The organism is Ruegeria sp. BA2 (genome assembly GCF_056539605.1).
On the sequence record NZ_JBQFVE010000005.1, the window covers coordinates 17,229 to 34,168 of the forward strand.

At 53.2% G+C, this 16,940-nt stretch carries 14 protein-coding genes; 4 read left to right on the forward strand and 10 right to left on the reverse strand.

What is annotated here, in order from left to right; translation table 11 throughout:
* Window positions 1-37: 37 nt before the first annotated feature.
* Both ACR0NN_RS12335 and ACR0NN_RS12340 read right to left on the reverse strand, forming a co-directional pair.
* On the reverse strand, window positions 38-3,232 hold the full coding sequence (locus ACR0NN_RS12335; protein ID WP_170723838.1) for a hypothetical protein: 3,195 nt from the start codon (window positions 3,230-3,232) through the stop codon (window positions 38-40).
* Between the two features lie 41 nt (window positions 3,233-3,273).
* Window positions 3,274-3,747, reverse strand: coding sequence for a toxin-activating lysine-acyltransferase (locus ACR0NN_RS12340; protein WP_170723839.1), 474 nt, complete (start codon window positions 3,745-3,747; stop codon window positions 3,274-3,276).
* 183 nt (window positions 3,748-3,930) lie between these two features.
* Between ACR0NN_RS12340 and ACR0NN_RS12345 the strand changes: the two genes are divergently transcribed.
* Together ACR0NN_RS12345 and ACR0NN_RS12350 are read left to right on the forward strand one after the other, a co-directional pair.
* Window positions 3,931-4,653: a hypothetical protein gene (locus ACR0NN_RS12345; protein ID WP_480684787.1), complete on the forward strand. Its 723-nt coding sequence runs from the start codon at window positions 3,931-3,933 to the stop codon at window positions 4,651-4,653.
* A gap of 14 nt (window positions 4,654-4,667) precedes the next feature.
* The gene (locus ACR0NN_RS12350; protein ID WP_170723840.1) at window positions 4,668-4,958 is read left to right on the forward strand and encodes a hypothetical protein; all 291 of its coding nucleotides are present in this window, start codon (window positions 4,668-4,670) and stop codon (window positions 4,956-4,958) included.
* A gap of 552 nt (window positions 4,959-5,510) precedes the next feature.
* On the opposite strand, the gene ACR0NN_RS12355 is transcribed toward ACR0NN_RS12350, so the two are convergent.
* The 3 genes from ACR0NN_RS12355 to ACR0NN_RS12365 form a co-directional block, all read right to left on the reverse strand.
* Complete coding sequence (locus ACR0NN_RS12355) at window positions 5,511-6,080, reverse strand: peroxidase-related enzyme (protein WP_170723841.1); 570 nt, start codon at window positions 6,078-6,080, stop codon at window positions 5,511-5,513.
* A 185-nt stretch (window positions 6,081-6,265) separates the two neighbouring features.
* Window positions 6,266-6,604: a cupin domain-containing protein gene (locus ACR0NN_RS12360; RefSeq protein WP_170723842.1), complete on the reverse strand. Its 339-nt coding sequence runs from the start codon at window positions 6,602-6,604 to the stop codon at window positions 6,266-6,268.
* A gap of 187 nt (window positions 6,605-6,791) precedes the next feature.
* Window positions 6,792-7,328: a cupin domain-containing protein gene (locus ACR0NN_RS12365; protein WP_170723843.1), complete on the reverse strand. Its 537-nt coding sequence runs from the start codon at window positions 7,326-7,328 to the stop codon at window positions 6,792-6,794.
* A gap of 151 nt (window positions 7,329-7,479) precedes the next feature.
* On the opposite strand from ACR0NN_RS12365, the gene ACR0NN_RS12370 reads away from it, so the two are divergent.
* Together ACR0NN_RS12370 and ACR0NN_RS12375 are read left to right on the forward strand one after the other, a co-directional pair.
* Window positions 7,480-8,676: an alpha/beta hydrolase gene (locus ACR0NN_RS12370; protein ID WP_170723844.1), complete on the forward strand. Its 1,197-nt coding sequence runs from the start codon at window positions 7,480-7,482 to the stop codon at window positions 8,674-8,676.
* 756 nt (window positions 8,677-9,432) lie between these two features.
* Window positions 9,433-11,082 carry a winged helix-turn-helix domain-containing tetratricopeptide repeat protein gene (locus tag ACR0NN_RS12375; protein ID WP_480684788.1) on the forward strand — a complete coding sequence of 550 codons (1,650 nt, stop codon included), beginning with the start codon at window positions 9,433-9,435 and terminating at the stop codon, window positions 11,080-11,082.
* Between the two features lie 629 nt (window positions 11,083-11,711).
* On the opposite strand, the gene ACR0NN_RS12380 is transcribed toward ACR0NN_RS12375, so the two are convergent.
* The 5 genes from ACR0NN_RS12380 to ugpB all read right to left on the reverse strand — a co-directional run bounded on the left by ACR0NN_RS12380 (window position 11,712) and on the right by ugpB (window position 16,828).
* Complete coding sequence (locus ACR0NN_RS12380) at window positions 11,712-12,659, reverse strand: glycerophosphodiester phosphodiesterase family protein (protein ID WP_170723846.1); 948 nt, start codon at window positions 12,657-12,659, stop codon at window positions 11,712-11,714.
* Complete coding sequence (ugpC, locus tag ACR0NN_RS12385; RefSeq protein ID WP_170723847.1) at window positions 12,659-13,714, reverse strand: sn-glycerol-3-phosphate ABC transporter ATP-binding protein UgpC; 1,056 nt, start codon at window positions 13,712-13,714, stop codon at window positions 12,659-12,661. Before ugpC ends, ACR0NN_RS12380 begins: the two co-directional genes overlap by 1 nt.
* A 3-nt stretch (window positions 13,715-13,717) precedes the next feature.
* Window positions 13,718-14,554, reverse strand: a complete 837-nt coding sequence (ugpE, locus tag ACR0NN_RS12390) for a sn-glycerol-3-phosphate ABC transporter permease UgpE (protein ID WP_170685423.1) — start codon at window positions 14,552-14,554, stop codon at window positions 13,718-13,720.
* A gap of 20 nt (window positions 14,555-14,574) precedes the next feature.
* Window positions 14,575-15,456 carry a sn-glycerol-3-phosphate ABC transporter permease UgpA gene (gene ugpA, locus ACR0NN_RS12395; RefSeq protein ID WP_008758537.1) on the reverse strand — a complete coding sequence of 294 codons (882 nt, stop codon included), beginning with the start codon at window positions 15,454-15,456 and terminating at the stop codon, window positions 14,575-14,577.
* Between the two features lie 61 nt (window positions 15,457-15,517).
* Window positions 15,518-16,828 carry a sn-glycerol-3-phosphate ABC transporter substrate-binding protein UgpB gene (gene ugpB, locus ACR0NN_RS12400; RefSeq protein WP_170723848.1) on the reverse strand — a complete coding sequence of 437 codons (1,311 nt, stop codon included), beginning with the start codon at window positions 16,826-16,828 and terminating at the stop codon, window positions 15,518-15,520.
* Between the last annotated feature and the right edge of the window lie 112 nt (window positions 16,829-16,940).

Here is a 16,940-nt window from a genome sequence, read left to right on the forward strand (position 1 = left end):
GCTGGAGCCTATTCATAGGTTCCAGCCCAAGTATTGTTTAGATAAAATCTATGGTGTCGGGCATAGACGGCGTCTCCAGATTTAAAATGTCTGTCGCAATCTCAACAGCCCCGTCGACGACTCCGCCGACGATGGGCAGGCTCGAACCCGCTTCGATCAGATTCAGCATCCAATCTTCGAAGGCGTCGGCAAAGGCGATGTCAGTGGCGCTTGTGTCGGTTGCACTCCCGAGATACGCGTCGAGGTCAACCTGGCCTAAAGTCGGATCACTGGTCTTGAACTCGAAACTGTCGACCGCGTCAATGCCGGTTTGACCGGTACGATCAGCCCAAGTGGCTGTAAAAAGACCATCTTCGAAGGCCTCGCCAAGATCAATCTCTTGCACACCGTCTTCGCCGACGATGCGCAGGGTTTCGATGCGGGTGTCGTCCTCGTGCATGTTCTTAATGCGCACCTCGCCATTTTCACCTTCGATCACCAGATCCTTGCCGCCTTCAACAAAGAAACGCAGGTCGCTGCCATCAAGCGCGCCGGCATCGCGCAGCTCAAGAACGTCGTTTTCACCGCCTCCGCCTCCGGAGATCGTGTCGAGCTTATCACTGGCAAGTTTCAGGAAATCACCGAGTTCACGGGCCGCATCCAGCCCAGCCTCGTCCACATCCATAGAGCCCGTCGATCCGAATGTGTAAAGGTAAGTGTCATTACCCTGACCGCCGACTACATCGCCTCCCGCGTCGGAAACGGAGAGGAAGTCGTTGCCAGCGCCGCCAAAGAACTGCGTACTATCATAGTCCATCAGAGAGCTGATTGTTGTTTGGATGTTGGCGACGGCGTCTTTTGCATCATGGACAAGATCGCCAACTGCATCAGTGAGCTTATTCAGCGGGTTAAGTGCGTCGAGTGTTGCCTTCAGATCATCGACTTTGCCAGTCACGGTGCTCAGCGCGCTACCGAAGACGGTATCAAAGGGGTTATCTACCGGTGTACTCTCACCGTCTTTGTTGGGTTTCAGCATGTTCCAAACGAGATCGGTGAACGTACCGCTGTCCATCATCCAGTCCACTCCGTCCTGGCCGAACGAGAAGTTCGCCTTGTCACCGGTCATGAGCATCAGGTCATCGCCGGTGCCGCCGAAGGAGAAATTGTAGGCACCGCCGCCAAGAAAAATATCGTTGTCCTGGCCGCCCATTTGGAAGCCTAGATCACCGCCAGTCGAAAAGACGTCTTCACCCGCTCCTCCGAACTGAAGGTTGAGCGACGGCGCATTTTCCATGAGCTTTTCCTTCAGAGACTGCTTGTCGGTATCCGTGTCCGGACGAGACATCTCATCCTCTGCTGTGCTGACGTCGTCCGATGTCGACACTTCAGCATCGTCTTTCTGTGCATTCTCGATCTTTTCCTTGATGTGATCGGCAAGCACGCCGAATGGGTCAGCTTCGCCATCACCGCCGCGGCTAATCATGAAGTCGCTGCCGCTGCCACCCATTTGCAACTGGATACCAGCGTCCTTACCGCGTTCCATCGCAAACATTACATCGGTGTCTTCGCCGCCTTCCTGGACGTTGAGCCGCCCGATGCCCACCATCAGGTCAGTACCTTCGCCGCCGAACTGTGCGGTGGCTGTGCCGCCACCGACCATAAGGTCGGCGCCGTCGCCACCGACCTGCAGGTTGCCTTTACCTGCGCCAATTGTGATGTCGGTCTCCGACCCGCCGATCTGGATGTTTGCTTCGCCGCCGGCCAGCATGACGTTGAGGCCATCTGTTCCGATTGAGTTGGCGTATTCGGCCAGCTTATCCGCCGCCTTGTCCAGATCGAAAGCGCCTAGGTCCACGTCCTTTGGAATAGTCGACCATATCTCACCACCAAGCTGGAGGTTACCTTTTCCAGCACCAACGAGCCAATCAACACCGGTGCCACCGATCTGTATATTGGCTGCGCCACCACCGATCAAAACGTCGTTGTCATTGCCGCCATACTGGATGTTAGTTCCACCTGCGCCGACCGCTAGGTCCTTACCGTCGCCGCCGAACTGCACGTTCGTACTGCCGATGGCGAACAGCTTGTCATCACCGACACCCCCGACCTGGATGTTTGTATTGCCCGCCGCCAGAAGCATGTCGTTGCCAGCATCGCCAAATTGCAGGTTGAGGTTCCCGACCCCGACCATAGCGTCTTCACCATTGCCGCCGGACTGCCAGTTGGCGTTGCTAATTGCAACCATCGTGTCAGCTCCGTCTTGGCCGCTTTGGGTGGTCGCCACGACGGCACTTGCTACCATCTTGTCGTCGCCTGCTCCGCCGAACATGACGTTGACACCGCCTGCGCTGATCATGGTGTCGTTGCCTGCGTCGCCAAATACGGTGTTAACGCCACCAACGGCCTTCATCGTGTCGTGGCCGTCATCTCCATGCAGCACGTTGACACCGCCAATGCCGGTGATCTCATCATTGCCGGTGCCCCCGTAAGCTTTGTTGACAGCACCAATGGCTTCGATCTTGTCATCACCGCTGTCACCATACATCTCGTTATAAGCGCCGATGCCTTTCAACGCGTCATTGCCCGACCCGCCATTCATCTTGTTCCACAAGCCACGACCTTCCAAGTGGTCGTTGCCAGATCCACCGGTCATGTAGTTTTTGGCGCCGTAGCCATAGAGCGCATCATTATGGGCGCCGCCATCCATCTTGTTGTAACCACCGTAACCCTTGAGCGTGTCATTGTGGTTGCCGCCATACATGTTGTTGACTGCGCCATAGCCGTAGAGCTTGTCGTTATGGTCGCCGCCATGCATGTCGTTCTTGGCACCGTAGCCTTTGATCGTGTCATTGCTCGTGCCGCCGTTCATATAATTGTAGGCGCCCTTGCCTTCCAAATAATCATGGCCGGACCCGCCATAGACGTAGTTCTTGATTCCTAGGCCGTAGACTTTGTCATTGCCCGAACCACCGTCGAGACGATTATACGCGCCATAGCCATAAAGCTTGTCATGCCCTGAATCGCCATAGAGGTAGTTCTTGGCACCCCAACCCTTGACGACATCGTTGCCCGACCCGCCATAAAGCTTGTTATAGCCGCCATAGCCATAGACCAAGTCATTGCCCGAGCCACCTTTGAGATAGCTCTTGGCCGCATAACTATACATCTTGTCATTGCCGCTGCCGGCGTCCTTGGATACGCTAATTCCGTACAGCTTGTAAGTCTGATGCGGTGATTTTTTTGAACTACCCATGAGAAAATTCCTTTCAGTAGAAGTTGTTTAAAAAGATGAAGTTATGCGGCAACGGCCGCGCTTGAAGTCCAGCTACCGTGGGCGTTACGACCCGGAAACTGAACGATCCTTTTGAGTTGACCGTCGCTACTGCGGCGGGCAGCCCGGAACGCCACACCGGGGAATACGGTGCGGGTCAGATCGCGTGCCATCTTGAAACCGTTACCGAACGGAGCGACGAAATCCATGACCACAGGGCATAGCCCGGAATTCCATTCTTCGGGTGTCAGGCATTGCCCTTCGTTCAAAACGGTGGCTTCGGTGTCCGCGTCGAGATAGGCCCATGTAGCCAACCCAACCGGCATTTCGCCTGAGCGCCAGATCCGCATCTGACCCAGTGCCAACGGTGGCATTATCAGTTGGCAGAACTCGGACAGGTCGCGGTCGCGATAGAGTCCGCATTGGCTCATCAATGCCAGCGCTTCGCCGAGTATGGTGAATTCGGGCGCAGAGAAATTCATAATCAAACCTTTCATTTGAAAGCCGGACGAAATTGATTGGAGAAGGCACCCCCATAACCTTAGCGTGCATCAGAAGCGGCGATTTGACTGGAATGGTCTGCTCGTCAGGCGGGGTAATCTGAAATACAGATTGCCCCGCCACAAACAGGTCAATTGCGGTAAATTCGTCAAAATGACAGATAGGATTTACCTTTGGCCATGGCCGAGAAGTTTTACCCAACGCTTGCAATATCCAACTCGGCGCCGCTAACCTGTCAACGGATCCAGCGCGCAAATACACAGCTGAGAATTGTCAGGAGAAACTATTTGTCTGAAGAGGCAAAAAAGACCCAGGAACTGCCATCATCGCAGTTGGTGAATACGCTCCAGACGGTATTGCTGGCAGAATCGAGGTTCCTGTCTTGCTTGCGGGCAAGAACGGCAGAGATGTGTAAGGTCAAGGGAGACATCGAAGTCATTCAGCGTGAGATGAACCACGAAAACGTGGTTCACATTGCGCGCTTCTTTTTCCTTCTGAAGGCACTGGATTGCTCGAGCCCAGCGGCAATTGAAGCATTGATCGAAGCTCACAATCTGAAGGTCAAACGCTTGCTTGAGGCCTCAGACTTCCGCTTCAGGACGCGCAAAGAACTGCAGAAGTCGGTCTTTAAAGATGCACAGCAATATGTCTGCGTGAAAACAGTCAAGGAAAAGGGCAAGGTGGTTCTTGCTAAGACAGAAATAGCGGCATTGCTCTTTGATCACATGAGCCGTGACAGTGCTGTCAAAACACTTGACCTACTGGTAAGGGCGGGCCTGTTGATCGAGGAAGATTCCGACCCTTTGTCAGGCTCAAACAGAAAACTCATCGAGGCCGATGATGTTCTTGTGGATGCCGTAGGCAGTTACCTGTCCGAAATCAGCAACTCAGCCGTAATTTAGCTTGGAGGCAAGCCATGAAATCCCTCTTTCACGCTTTGGTGGCCGTGTTCATTCTCCAGCTACCAGCCCAGGCACAAGAGGCCGGTATTTTTGGGCTGGGCAGCAATATGGAGGCGTGTCTCCTGATCGAGGAAGCGGAGAATATCGCGAATGTCGCAGAAAATCGGCGCTACTCAAATGTTTGCGGCACTAGAAGTGTCAGAACACTGGATGAAATGCAGTTGCTTCGGGATGCATATAGGGCAGACCCTGAAGCAACACTGGAATTAATTGAACGTATTTTGAAAGCCGGGAAGACCAACTAGCTGCTTCGACATACATTTGAAAGATAGCGAAACCGCCGAATACTCCCATTACTCAAGATACTCACTGGCATTATTCCCATGATCGCATAGCTCGCTGCAATTGCCTATAAGTTGTCCAACTTGTGCTTTGGCTAAGTCCACTGCTGGCCTGGTACTAAAATGACACCTAACTTGGCAGATGTCATGATTGATACAACTGTTTAGGCTGCTTATTCCGCATGTGAGACATAGAATGCAAGCGCCGAGAACGTCTGGATTTGGATTTAGTGCATTTATACGATTTGAAGGTCCAGTTTCAGCACGCTACTGCACTGCCGCGGGCAACGTCGAGACATAGTCAAGCTTTTCGCTGCGCTAGCATCGAGCGGTTCGTCCCGCGTTTTGTCCGTTCGACTTGTCATAAATAGCGCACTTGCGGCGAACGGCACTAATGGGCGCGACTGCAGCACCGAGGCAGCACGCTGGATGCCGGCTATGGGCCGTTGGGTATGCCGCGGAAAACAGGTCAGGAGCGTTTGCGGCGTCTGTTCAGAAGTCTGCACTGAGCCCAACTTAAACATTGAGACCGTTGGCTCGGCCAAAATCGGTGTAAAATGAATCGCCGGTTAGTTTTGAGCGCGTTTGCTCATCGAGTGTTCCGGATTCACGCGAAATTTTGCTGATACCACAACCTTCAATGAGACGGTTCATTAAATTGAACACGCCGCAGACCTGAATAGCATCGAACAATGCTTCTTCTGACCATCCAGCATCGTAGACCGCCTGGGAGTCTTCTTCTGTAATACGCGAAGGTGAGAGCGTGAGTTTTGCGACGTAGGCGAGAATGGGCCTGATCCGAGTGTCCACCGGTGCCGAACTTGAATCCTCCAATAGCGCCTCAATCACCGTTGGATCAATGCCGTAAGCACGGGCAAAGACCGTATGGGCGTCGTAACAATATGAGCACGCATTCAATCCGGAAACATACGCGGCAATGAGCTCCCGCTCAGAAGCAGAAAGTTCGCTTTCTCCCCGCATAACTAGGCTTTCATACTCACACCAGGGAGCCAACTTTTTTGGAAACATCTGAAAGATGTCACCGAGCGTCGCATCATCAGAAAGTGACGGGAAAAGCCTTTTCATTTGGTGTCCTCCACGACAAGAAATCTTGACAGAAGTATGTGTCGGCTGAAACGCCACTTTGGCATTCGACTAACATCTCGCATAGTTTTCTCGATTGCCAGCTTGGCCCGCAAAAAGGGGCCCAAGCCAGGGACAGCAAAGAACTGCACCGAACCCTTCAATCCACTCTTGGACAAGGGATGAACTCATTTAAGAATTTCCATCATAAACTTGTTAGATACATGGACGCTAATAATCTCAATGGGTCCTTCTCCTGAGGTCAAAACCTTATGTGGCGTATTTGCAGGAATGACCAAGATGTCGCCTTCTTTCACAATTGCTTCTTCGTCTCCAACAGTGACACGGGCTTCTCCCTGACGCACCAGATAAACTTCATCATATGGATGCTTGTGGTATGGTGGGCCTTTGCCGGATTCTGTCACTTCATTGAAAAGAAACGAAATGCTCGTACCAGCGTTCTGCCCTTCGAGTTTTCCGTTCCAACCTTCATCCGAGGCCCAATCAGCTCGCCGAAAAATATTCATCGCAAATATCTAATCTCCTGAGAGATGTCCCTTGCTTACAAATAAATACAGCTTTACTTCAGGTTTGTCCCGCCTCTCGGCAACTACAAAGTATATATGTAAATTTCCGCTTGGGGCTGCCTCCAATCGTAGAGACCGGAGATAGCGAAGGTCGACTACAAGCCCGGAGCGGTTATTTGACCCAAAGCTACCTATCCTCAAAAAGTGCCTTTGCGCGTTCTGGGTTCCAACGGCGTTCCATCAGTCCCTCGGCCTCCCATTCGAGGCGTTCGGCCTCAAAAAAGTCACCCCCATAGATATGGATTGCGCCGGTGTACTTGGTGAGTGGGTTGATCACAGAGTGGATCACGTCCTTTCCCAACGACGCCACATCGCCCGCGCTCAATGCCTTTGCTCCAGCCGCCTCAATACGGCTATCTTGGGAACCTTTGGAGCGACGCCAAAAGATATTGTCTTCGCGCCCTGTGTAGATGCCTATGACGGCCCACATGTTATGATCATGGGGCATGAGTATCATCTCGGGCCGCCAAACCATATTGAGGATTGTCAGCTCTGGCGATTTGTAGATCGTATTGAGGCCACCTGATGTCGGCTTTCCGAGAGCGTTGGTTACAGCACCGGGGTCGGACATCACGGACCTCAGGAGTTCGGAAATTGTGCTGTGCGTCGCATCCTTCTGAATTGTAGTTTTGCAGTCCTCAACGAACTTTTCGAGATCAAACATTCCAGCATCTCCGGCAAGCACTTTCGGTCGATTTTGACCATCTGACCGCTATGCGCTTGAAGAAGCTTTTTAGAAGCCCTTGGGATTTCATTTATTTGTTCCCTAATATTGGGGCAATCACGGCTGGGTTATGAAAGGATGTTGTTAAGCTATGAGGTTTTTCTTTGCCGATTGCGTTCTCGACATCGCGAGCCATTCATTCTCGCGGGAAGGCAAGGTAGCGACTATCGAACCTCAAGTATTTGATCTGCTTCATTTGCTCGCGGCGCGAGCCGGTCATCTTGTTACAAAGGACGATCTGGTCGATACGGTTTGGAAAGGGCGCATTGTATCAGAAGCGACAATCGGTGCCCGCATCAATGCAGCCCGCAAGGCCGTCGGCGACAACGGAACAGACCAGAAAGTTATAAGGACAATCCCGCGCCGCGGCTTCTCAATGGTGGCTCGGGTTTCCAGTGACGCTGGCGAGCCTCGAAACTCAGAAACGACGGTAAAGCAAGTCGTTCAGTTCGCGACTTCTCAAGACGGAACCCAAATCGCATATGCGAAATCGGGAGAAGGTCCGCCTCTGCTGCGTGCCGGACACTTTCTCACGCATTTGAAGCGAGATTGGGAGGGATCGGTCTATCAACCGATGATAGCGGCGCTCAGCGCGTCGCATGCTCTGGTCCGGTACGATCAACGTGGCACAGGTCTGTCGCAGACCGATGTCGACGACCTGTCCCTGGAGGCATATGCGAATGACATGTTGGCGGTCGCAGACGCGGCCGGTCTTGACAGGTTTCCAATATTTGCCACGTCGCAGGGTGCACCCGTATCTGTCCATTTCGCCGCGACATACCCGGAACGTGTCAGTAGGCTCGTGCTCTTTGGAGGTTTCGCACAAGGCCGGATGGTCCGCGAAGATGATTTCTCTCGCGACGATGCGGACGCATTGATGACCCTTATCAACAAAGGGTGGGGCAAATCAGACAGCCCTTTCATGTCGGCGTTCGTGTCTCTGTTTTGTCCGGACGCATCACGCGAGGAGCGAGCGAGTATTGCCGAAAGCCAGCTCGCATCAGCAACGCCCGAAATGGCGGCCCGCATTCGCAGGACAATCGATCAATTCGATGTGACCGACCGGCTGCACAACGTTCAAGCGCCCACCCTCGTCATTCATGCAAGTGGGGACGCGATACACCCCTTGTCACAGGGACGTTTGCTGGCGGGGGGAATAAAAGGCTCAGAGTTTCATGTGGTTGAGAGCAACAACCACATTATCTTACAGTCATCGCCGGTCTGGGATGAGATCGTTGTGGCAACGCTGGAGTTCATCGCTCGGGGCTCGCAGGCTGACAGCCCATAGAGCTGGAATATTTGAGGTGGGATTTGAAGAGCGGCTGCTTTGTCCGCATTTGGTGAGTTCATAACTCCGTGTATATTGCCTGCGCAGCGAACGGCAGCAATGCGGGCGCAAACGCAGCATTCGAACATAGCGCTCAAGGTCGACTTCGGGCCGTCAATCCTCACAAAAAAAGTGTCATACTACCAGAACCCCATCCATCGTGCTCCGCCGAAAGCAAAACTAAATTGCGGGTCCATCCAATTAGGCCGCAACCGTAAAAGGAACGTTCGCGCAATTCGTCGAACCCTAGCGCTCGTTGGAGCCCAGTTGAGTTGCCTCAAACGGCAGCTGAAACAAACAGACATTTGATCTGTCGGCTCCCAAACGAGTCATACCCAATGCAATATCTAATGTTGCCGTCCTCAGAGGAGCCGACAAAAGCATCAGACATTACGGGCACTCGAACATTGTTGAGAATAAGGTCGAATTCTCCCGAACCATCTTCGCGGGGCACGAGCTTCGCGTGACCATCGTCAGTTTGGCACTGATTTGGGCAACACCATGAGGGTGTTGACCTTGGAGCTGCGTCCCCCAGCAGTACGGCTGGTGCGATCAGAAACGACAAGCTTGCAAAAAGGTTACGATACAACATTTCAAGGTTCCCTGAGTTGAGTGTTCGAATGGCGCTCCTTTTCGCTATCAATGCGTTGGTGAGATTGGGGTAGAGTTTTGGTAGTCTTTTGGTAGGATCATGATCTGCCACCGAGCGGAGGGGGCATGGGCTGCGGACCAAGGATAACAATCGATCTGCAACAGCACCGAGTTACCTGTGATGGCTCACCGGTCGCGTTGCAGGGCAAAACCTTTGAACTTTTGGTGTTTTTTGCTCGCAACCCGGGGCGTCTTCTTAGCAAAGAAGCTATCTTAAGAGGCGTCTGGCCTGAGACGCATGTGACGGAAGGCTCGGTCAAGGATGTGGTAAAGCAATTGCGCCGCGCACTTGACGATGATCCACACAACCCCCGATTCATTCAGACAAAGAGGGGTGTTGGATATCGATTCAAAGGCGAGGTTGCGTTTGCCGAAGGGGAGCCGCAGCCGGTTGCACAAAGTCCTGCCACTCGCAACGACGGCTTTTATTCAACGAAGCTGCCATTTCCATTGCGCTGGGTTGCTGTGGCGGCAGTGGTTATACTCAGTGTTGTATTCGCATTTTCATATCGCCCGCCAAACCCTGACAATAGACTCTCGGACAGCCCCTCAATCGCGGTACTTCCTTTCGACAATTTATTACCCAATCCCGATCAAAGTTACCTGGCTGAAGGCATTGCCGAAGACTTGATTACAGAGCTTTCAAAACTGACGGGGCTCGTTGTTATCGCCCGGAACTCAACGGACGTTTATGCAGATAAGGCAATGCCCTTGGATGCGATCGCCGAGGAGCTTGGTGTGCGCTACGTTTTGCAGGGGAGCCTTCAACAACACAACGACCAGCTTCGCATATATGCGCAGCTTGTCGATACCAACAGCGGCCAAAACCTGTGGGCGGAACGCTTTAACGCAACTGCGGAGGACTTTTTGGACACGCAGGCTCGCATCATCCACAATGTCGTCGAAACGCTTGATGTGCGGTTGAGTGAAGTTGACGCATCGCAGCTTCGCCAAGTCGAAACTGAGCATGCGGAAGCACATGACTATGTATTGCGTGGTCATCAGTTATTCAGACGAATGACCCCACAGGACAATCCGATTGCGCAGGACTTGTTTAAGAATGCTCTTGATATCGATCCTGGTTACGCACGCGCGGAAGTGCTTTTGGGGTGGAGCCATTGGATGGCGAGCGTTTCAGGTTGGGACAACAAGCCTCTAGACGTCGCACTGGCTCATGCAGATCAGGCGTTGGCATTGGACGACAAACTGCCTTCGGCCCGCGCCCTCAGAGGAAAGGTGTTTCTTTGGCAGCAGCGACACACTGAAGCTGAGGCAGAATTGCGAAAAGCAGTCTCTCTGGCGCCCAACAATTACAGCGCACAGGGGCATCTAGGGGACATCCTCGTTTGGAGTGGGAAGCCTGATGAAGCCTTTGTCGCATTGGAGCGGAGCCTACGGTTAAGCCCAAATGACAATGGCTGGATACTCACGCTTATGGGATTGGGACACTTTTTTGCTGAGCGAAACGAAGACGCACTTCATACTCTGAACCGATCCCTTGTGCGCAATCCGGATTACTTTTGGGCGCACTTGCTTCGCGCCGCTGTACTGGGCGAGATGGCTCGTGCAGACGAAGCAAAATCAGCGTTGCAGAGTGCTTTACGAATAAATCCTGACTTCACACTTCATTTTATGAGAACCGTCGCCCCATTTGGGCGAGATCAGGATCGACAGCGTGTCATTAGTGGGCTGCTTATTGCTGGATTGGAACACTAAGGAAAATGTCCTGTTTCAAGTGTTGGACAGGAAGATAATCGCTGAGCATTCGAACGTTGCTCCGGAATCGCAACCATGGCGAACGTCAGCTATTGGGAATAACAGTTGCAGCAACGCGGGTGTTGCGCCAAAGTCTGCAAAGGGCCGTCCTATATGTTGCAAGCAATTCTTCGCTGAACATGTTGCGACCGATCCAATGGCGGCAGAGAACCCAAAATTCACGTTTTCCGGAAGGCGACGAATGACTGTTTCGGTGTTAGAAGGCATCCGTCTCACAGGTCAGTTCCGCGTATGGGCCGCCCTCGAAGTGTCCGTCTTGCCACGCGATTGCAGATGCTGTGCGGCCTCCGATGCCAGCTCTTGAGCCCTAAAGCGGACCAAGTGCAGCGATAGAGCACTGGGCGCGAGGTTTACATGACAACGTTGTCTTACGCCATAGACTTAATCGCACAAATCCGAAGCCTCTATTGAATTCTGGGGCCTCCGTTTAAACTGGCACTGCGTGGAAGATAAATCAGGTTTTTTCGGTGCTCACCCTCTACAGCATGTTGAAGTGATGATGTGACCGATTCTTTCCGATTGTGACTGGCAGAAACACAAAAAAACGTCACGAATTAGCGATTAAGAATTCACTGGTTGTCGACATGCCACCCCATGCCTAAATCCGACAGATGCCTTTGAACCCGCCCAGGGTAGTCAGATACAATTGCATCCACGCGCAAGTCGATCATCTTGTCTATTTCTTCGTGCTCATTGACCGTCCAAACAGCAACACAAAGGCCGAGATCTTTTGCGCGCGCCACATTTTCAGTAGTTACATCCGCGTAATACGGGCACCAAAGCGAACCGCCAGCTTGCTTGACCAAATTTGGAATTTCGTCGCGGCGACCGCGAAAATCTGGGCAAACCGCTTTCGAGGAATCCTCTCCAACATCATCCGCGTTATCTGGAAGCTGTGTAAGGTAAGAAGACGGCATTTCAGGAGCTTGTCGCTGACATTCCTCAAGAAGATTCCAATCAAAGCTGTGCAGTACCGCGCGCGACGAAAGACCTTTGGCGCGGACTTCCTGTAGAACTCGCCCGACAAAGTTCTCCCTATGAAGCGGATCATGGGCCACGTCAGGATCCGACTTCAGTTCGAGCATCAGATAGGCATCGCCGTATTTTGGTTCACTTACCAAATTGAGCAAGTCCATCAGCCTTGGGACTCGAACGCCTTCCAATTGGGCCTGGTCTGGAAAGCGTTGGCCGTAGGTAGAATGCCCGTTTAACCGTCCAACATCGAATTGCTGAATCTGTTCGAAAGTCAGTGATGAAACTTTCGGTTCCTCGCCGGTCAGAAACAGGCCATCTGCGCCGCGAAAGCTCGGGGCGTGCAGACGATGATTATGGGTTATGACCGGTACATTATCGGCCGTCAGGACAACATCAAACTCGAGAAGAGGGACACCGATAGACAGCGAGAAATCAAAACCAATCATGCTGTTTTCAGGCAAAACCCCTCTTGCCCCTCGATGGCCCACGACCCGGATCAGGTTTTCTCCACCACGGAAGGCTTCGACTTGGGGAAACGCCATTAGCCGCCCAGTCTTTTACCGCTTGATTGGTCAAACAGGTGCATGTGCTCTGGGGCGACCGAAAACCGCATATTCGGGTGCCGGCCCTCGATCGGATGGACTCCCGGAAGGCTAATCGTGATCGCTCCGCCGACTCCCGCGAGTTGACCGTGCAACAGAGTGTTGGCTCCTAACGGTTCTGCCATCTGAATCGCCAATTCTAGCGGACCATTATCATCGAGCAGCAGGTGCTCTGGGCGTATCCCCAGCTTCAACACGGTATCAGGACCTGCAGATTGGCCGACCGCAATTTCACCAATCTTGATCGTCCCGTTTTCACGCTGGGCATCAAACACATTCATCGCAGGGCTGCCAATGAACTGTGCCGCGAACAGAGTTCTCGGTGTTTCGTAGACCTCTAATGGCGTTCCAATCTGCTCGGCGATGCCACCATTCATCACGATCATCCTGTCGGCCATCGTCATGGCCTCGACCTGATCGTGGGTCACATAGAGCGCCGTGATCCCCAGCTTTTCCTGGAGTTCGCGAATTTCCAGACGCATCTGAACACGCAGCTTGGCATCGAGGTTCGAAAGCGGCTCATCAAACAGGAAAACTGCTGGCTCGCGGACAATGGCCCGACCCATCGCCACCCTTTGACGCTGACCGCCTGAAAGTTGTCTGGGTTTGCGATTCAGCAAGGGTTCCAGCTGCAATAGCCTGGCGGCCTCGGTCACTTTCTGGTCAATCTGGGCCTTCGGCAACCCTGCGATTTTCAGGCCATATCCCATGTTTTGGCGCACGGACATATGTGGGTAGAGCGCATAGTTCTGGAACACCATCGCGATATCGCGATCCATCGGCTCTTTGTCGTTGGCCCGTTCTTCTCCAATCCGGATTTCGCCGGATGTCACGGTTTCCAGGCCAGCAACCATCCGCAACAGCGTGGACTTGCCGCAGCCCGAGGGGCCGACGATTACAATGAACTCACCGTCCGCGATATCTATGTCGATGCCGTGGATAACGTCCGTCGGGCCAAAGCTCTTTTTGACATTCTCAAGGGTTACTGTTGCCATTTCTTACTTCTCGCTATCGACAAGGCCGCGGACAAAGAGCTTTTGCATTGACACCACCACGATGACTGGAGGGATCATCGCTAGAATGGAGGTGGCCATGATCGTTGGCCAATGTGCAAAATCATCGCCGGATGGGAACATCTGTTTGATACCCATCACGATGGTGTTCATTTCGGGATCAGTCGTGATCAGCAGGGGCCACAGGTATTGGTTCCAGCCGTAGATAAACAGGATCACGAACAGCGCCGCGATGTTTGTCCGGCTCATGGGCACCACGATGTCGATGAAGAACCGCATCGGACGGGCCCCGTCCACGCGGGCAGCTTCGGCCAGTTCATCCGGGATCGTCAGAAAGAACTGCCGGAACAGGAACGTTGCCGTGGCCGACGCAATCAGAGGGAAGATCAAACCATAATAGCTGTTGAGCATACCGAACCCAGCAACAACTTCGAACGTCGGAACGATACGGACTTCGACCGGCAACATTAATGTCAGGAAGATCAGCCAAAAGAACGTCGTCCGACCGGGAAAACGGAAATAGACAATCGCAAAAGCGGACAGCAGCGAGATGACAATTTTGCCCACAGCAATGCCAATAGCCATCACCAGACTGTTGAACAGCATGGTCGCGACAGGCACGTTTATCCCTGAGAACAGCGCCGCCTTATAGTTCACCCAGAACTGATCGCCCGGCACTACAGGCATAGGCGGTGAGACGATGTCGGCTTGTGTTACGGTCGAAGCCACAAAGGCCAGCCAGATCGGGAAGAAGATGATCAAAACGCCAAGGATCATGAACGCATGGGTCAGCCAGATGCCGGCGCCGCGCTTTTCTACCATTCCGTGTTGTTGGGCAGCCATCAGTAATGCACCCTCTTTTCCACGTATTTGAACTGGATTACGGTCAACAGACCCACGACAATCAATAGGATTACCGATTGTGCCGAAGACGATCCGAGATCCTGCCCCACAAACCCGTCTGAGAAGACCTTGTAGACCAGGATCGTCGTCGCCTGCTGCGGGCCGCCTCCGGTAATCGTGTGGATAACACCGAAAGTCTCAAAGAAGGCATAGACAACGTTCACCACCAGCAAGAAGAACGCGGTTGGTGACAACAGCGGCAGCACAATGGTGAAGAACCGGCGCCAGAAATGCGCGCCGTCGATTGCCGCCGCTTCTATGACCGAGCGTGGTACGGATTGAAGCGCTGCAAAGAAAAACAGGAAGTTATAGCTGATGCGGCCCCAGGCCGAGGCGACGACGACCAACCCCATGGCTTCGGTGTCGTTCAGGACGTGGTTCCAGTCATAGCCAAGCTGGCTGAGGTACCATGACACAACGCCCACGCGTGTGTTGAACATGAACAGCCACAGCACACCTGCGACCGCAGGGGCAACGGCATAAGGCCAGATCAGCAGCGTACGATAAACGCCCGATCCTTTGATCAGGCGGTCTGCGATGACCGCCAGAAACAACGCCGGGATCATCGAGCATAGGGTGACAAGCGTTGAAAACACCGCCGTCGTTACGAAAGAGGCTCGGTAGAATTTATCGCTCAGCAGGAATTCAAAGTTACCGAGTCCCACGAACTGGGACGACAGACCAAAGGGGTCAGGTATGAACAAAGATTGCCAAACAGCCTGCCCCGCCGGATAGAAAAAGAATACAGCGGAAATGATGACCTGCGGGGCGATTAGCGCCAGTGGCAACAGCCAGCCGCGAAAGGTGACGCGTTTTTCCATCCCGATAAACCACCGAATAAAGAAAATGCGGGCCCTAAACAGGCCCGCTTTGAGTTAGGTCTTATTGATTGGCGGATTCGAACCGGCGCAGCAGCGCGTCACCGCGCTCTTTCGCGCTGTCCATCGCTTCCTGAGCGGTTTTTTCGCCGGACCAGATTGCCTCAAGCTCTTCGTCAATGATGCCGCGAATCTGGTCGAACGAACCCAAACGCAGACCTTTTGAATTGGCCGTCGGCTCTTTCGCTGTCATCTGGATTACAGCGATATCAGTACCGGGGTTTTGCTCATAGAAACCTGCAGCTCGCGTAACATCGCCTGCGTCCGCCGTGATCGGCAGATAACCAGTATTCTGGTGCCACGAAGCCTGTACGCCCGACGATGATAGGAAGCTGAGGAATTCACCCACGCCCTTATATGCTTCAGGATCGTGGCCTTCCATCACCCAAAGCGAAGCGCCACCGATAATGGTGTTCTGCGGCTCGCTCACCAAGGCTTCCCAATAGGGCAGCGGACGCACATCGAATTTGAACTCGGCTTCGGAGCTGATGCCAGCGTAACCGGCCGAACTTTCGGTAAACAATGCGCATTCGCCAGCCCGGAAGTTTGCACCACCTTCATTTCTGCGCCCGGTATAGATGAACTTGCCATCCTTGGCCCAGTCACCCATTGCTGTCAGGTGCGCGACCTGCGCCGGACCGTTCAACATCAGTTCAGTATCCAGACCGGCAAAACCGTTGTCCTGCGATGCGAATGGAACGTCGTGATAGGCCGACAGGTTCTCGAGGTGAATCCAGCTTTGCCATGCCGTCACCAGCGGGCAGTCCTCGCCACCAGCCTTAAGCTGCTCAAGTACGTCGCCAACCTTTTCCCAGGTCGATAGATCTGTGTCCGGATCAACACCCGCCGCTTCGAAGGCATCGCGATTTACCCACAGAACCGGTGTAGACGAGTTGAAAGGCAGTGAGAGCATTTCTCCGTCCGTTGTAGTATAGTACCCTTTGACTGCGCCAATGTACGCGTCAGGATCAAACGATGCACCGCTTTCAGCCATCACTTCAAAGACGGGTTTGATCGCACCTTCGGCCGACATCATCGTTGCAGTGCCCACTTCGAAAACCATTAGAATGTGGGGCTGCTCACCGGCGCGGAAAGCCGCAATACCTGCGTTCAGAGTTTCCGAGTAATTGCCTTTGTGGCTTTCGACCACGACGAACTCATCCTGGCTGGCGTTGAACTCTTCGACCTGCGCTTTGACAAGCTCACCCAGTCGGCCGGTGAAGGCGTGCCAGAACTGAACTTCAGTTTGGGCCATCGCCGCCACGGGGGACAACGCAGTAGTTACGGCGAGAGCGCCGAGAAATTGCTTATTCATGATTCCTCCCATGCATCAATGTTGATGCTTCGTTGAATACCGACCGCAACGCGTAATCAGCACACATGACGATTTCACGACGTTAACGTTACAATTTTATAATTCAAGCATT

Bases quoted from the DNA above. Each gene is read 5' to 3' on its own strand.
- ACR0NN_RS12335 (WP_170723838.1), bottom strand. From the start codon at position 3,232: ATGGGTAGTTCAAAAAAATCACCGCATCAGACTTACAAGCTGTACGGA.
- ACR0NN_RS12340 (WP_170723839.1), bottom strand. From the start codon at position 3,747: ATGAAAGGTTTGATTATGAATTTCTCTGCGCCCGAATTCACCATACTC.
- ACR0NN_RS12345 (WP_480684787.1), top strand. From the start codon at position 3,931: ATGGCCGAGAAGTTTTACCCAACGCTTGCAATATCCAACTCGGCGCCG.
- ACR0NN_RS12350 (WP_170723840.1), top strand. From the start codon at position 4,668: ATGAAATCCCTCTTTCACGCTTTGGTGGCCGTGTTCATTCTCCAGCTA.
- ACR0NN_RS12355 (WP_170723841.1), bottom strand. From the start codon at position 6,080: ATGAAAAGGCTTTTCCCGTCACTTTCTGATGATGCGACGCTCGGTGAC.
- ACR0NN_RS12360 (WP_170723842.1), bottom strand. From the start codon at position 6,604: ATGAATATTTTTCGGCGAGCTGATTGGGCCTCGGATGAAGGTTGGAAC.
- ACR0NN_RS12365 (WP_170723843.1), bottom strand. From the start codon at position 7,328: ATGTTTGATCTCGAAAAGTTCGTTGAGGACTGCAAAACTACAATTCAG.
- ACR0NN_RS12370 (WP_170723844.1), top strand. From the start codon at position 7,480: ATGAGGTTTTTCTTTGCCGATTGCGTTCTCGACATCGCGAGCCATTCA.
- ACR0NN_RS12375 (WP_480684788.1), top strand. From the start codon at position 9,433: ATGGGCTGCGGACCAAGGATAACAATCGATCTGCAACAGCACCGAGTT.
- ACR0NN_RS12380 (WP_170723846.1), bottom strand. From the start codon at position 12,659: ATGGCGTTTCCCCAAGTCGAAGCCTTCCGTGGTGGAGAAAACCTGATC.
- ugpC (WP_170723847.1), bottom strand. From the start codon at position 13,714: ATGGCAACAGTAACCCTTGAGAATGTCAAAAAGAGCTTTGGCCCGACG.
- ugpE (WP_170685423.1), bottom strand. From the start codon at position 14,554: ATGGTAGAAAAGCGCGGCGCCGGCATCTGGCTGACCCATGCGTTCATG.
- ugpA (WP_008758537.1), bottom strand. From the start codon at position 15,456: ATGGAAAAACGCGTCACCTTTCGCGGCTGGCTGTTGCCACTGGCGCTA.
- ugpB (WP_170723848.1), bottom strand. From the start codon at position 16,828: ATGAATAAGCAATTTCTCGGCGCTCTCGCCGTAACTACTGCGTTGTCC.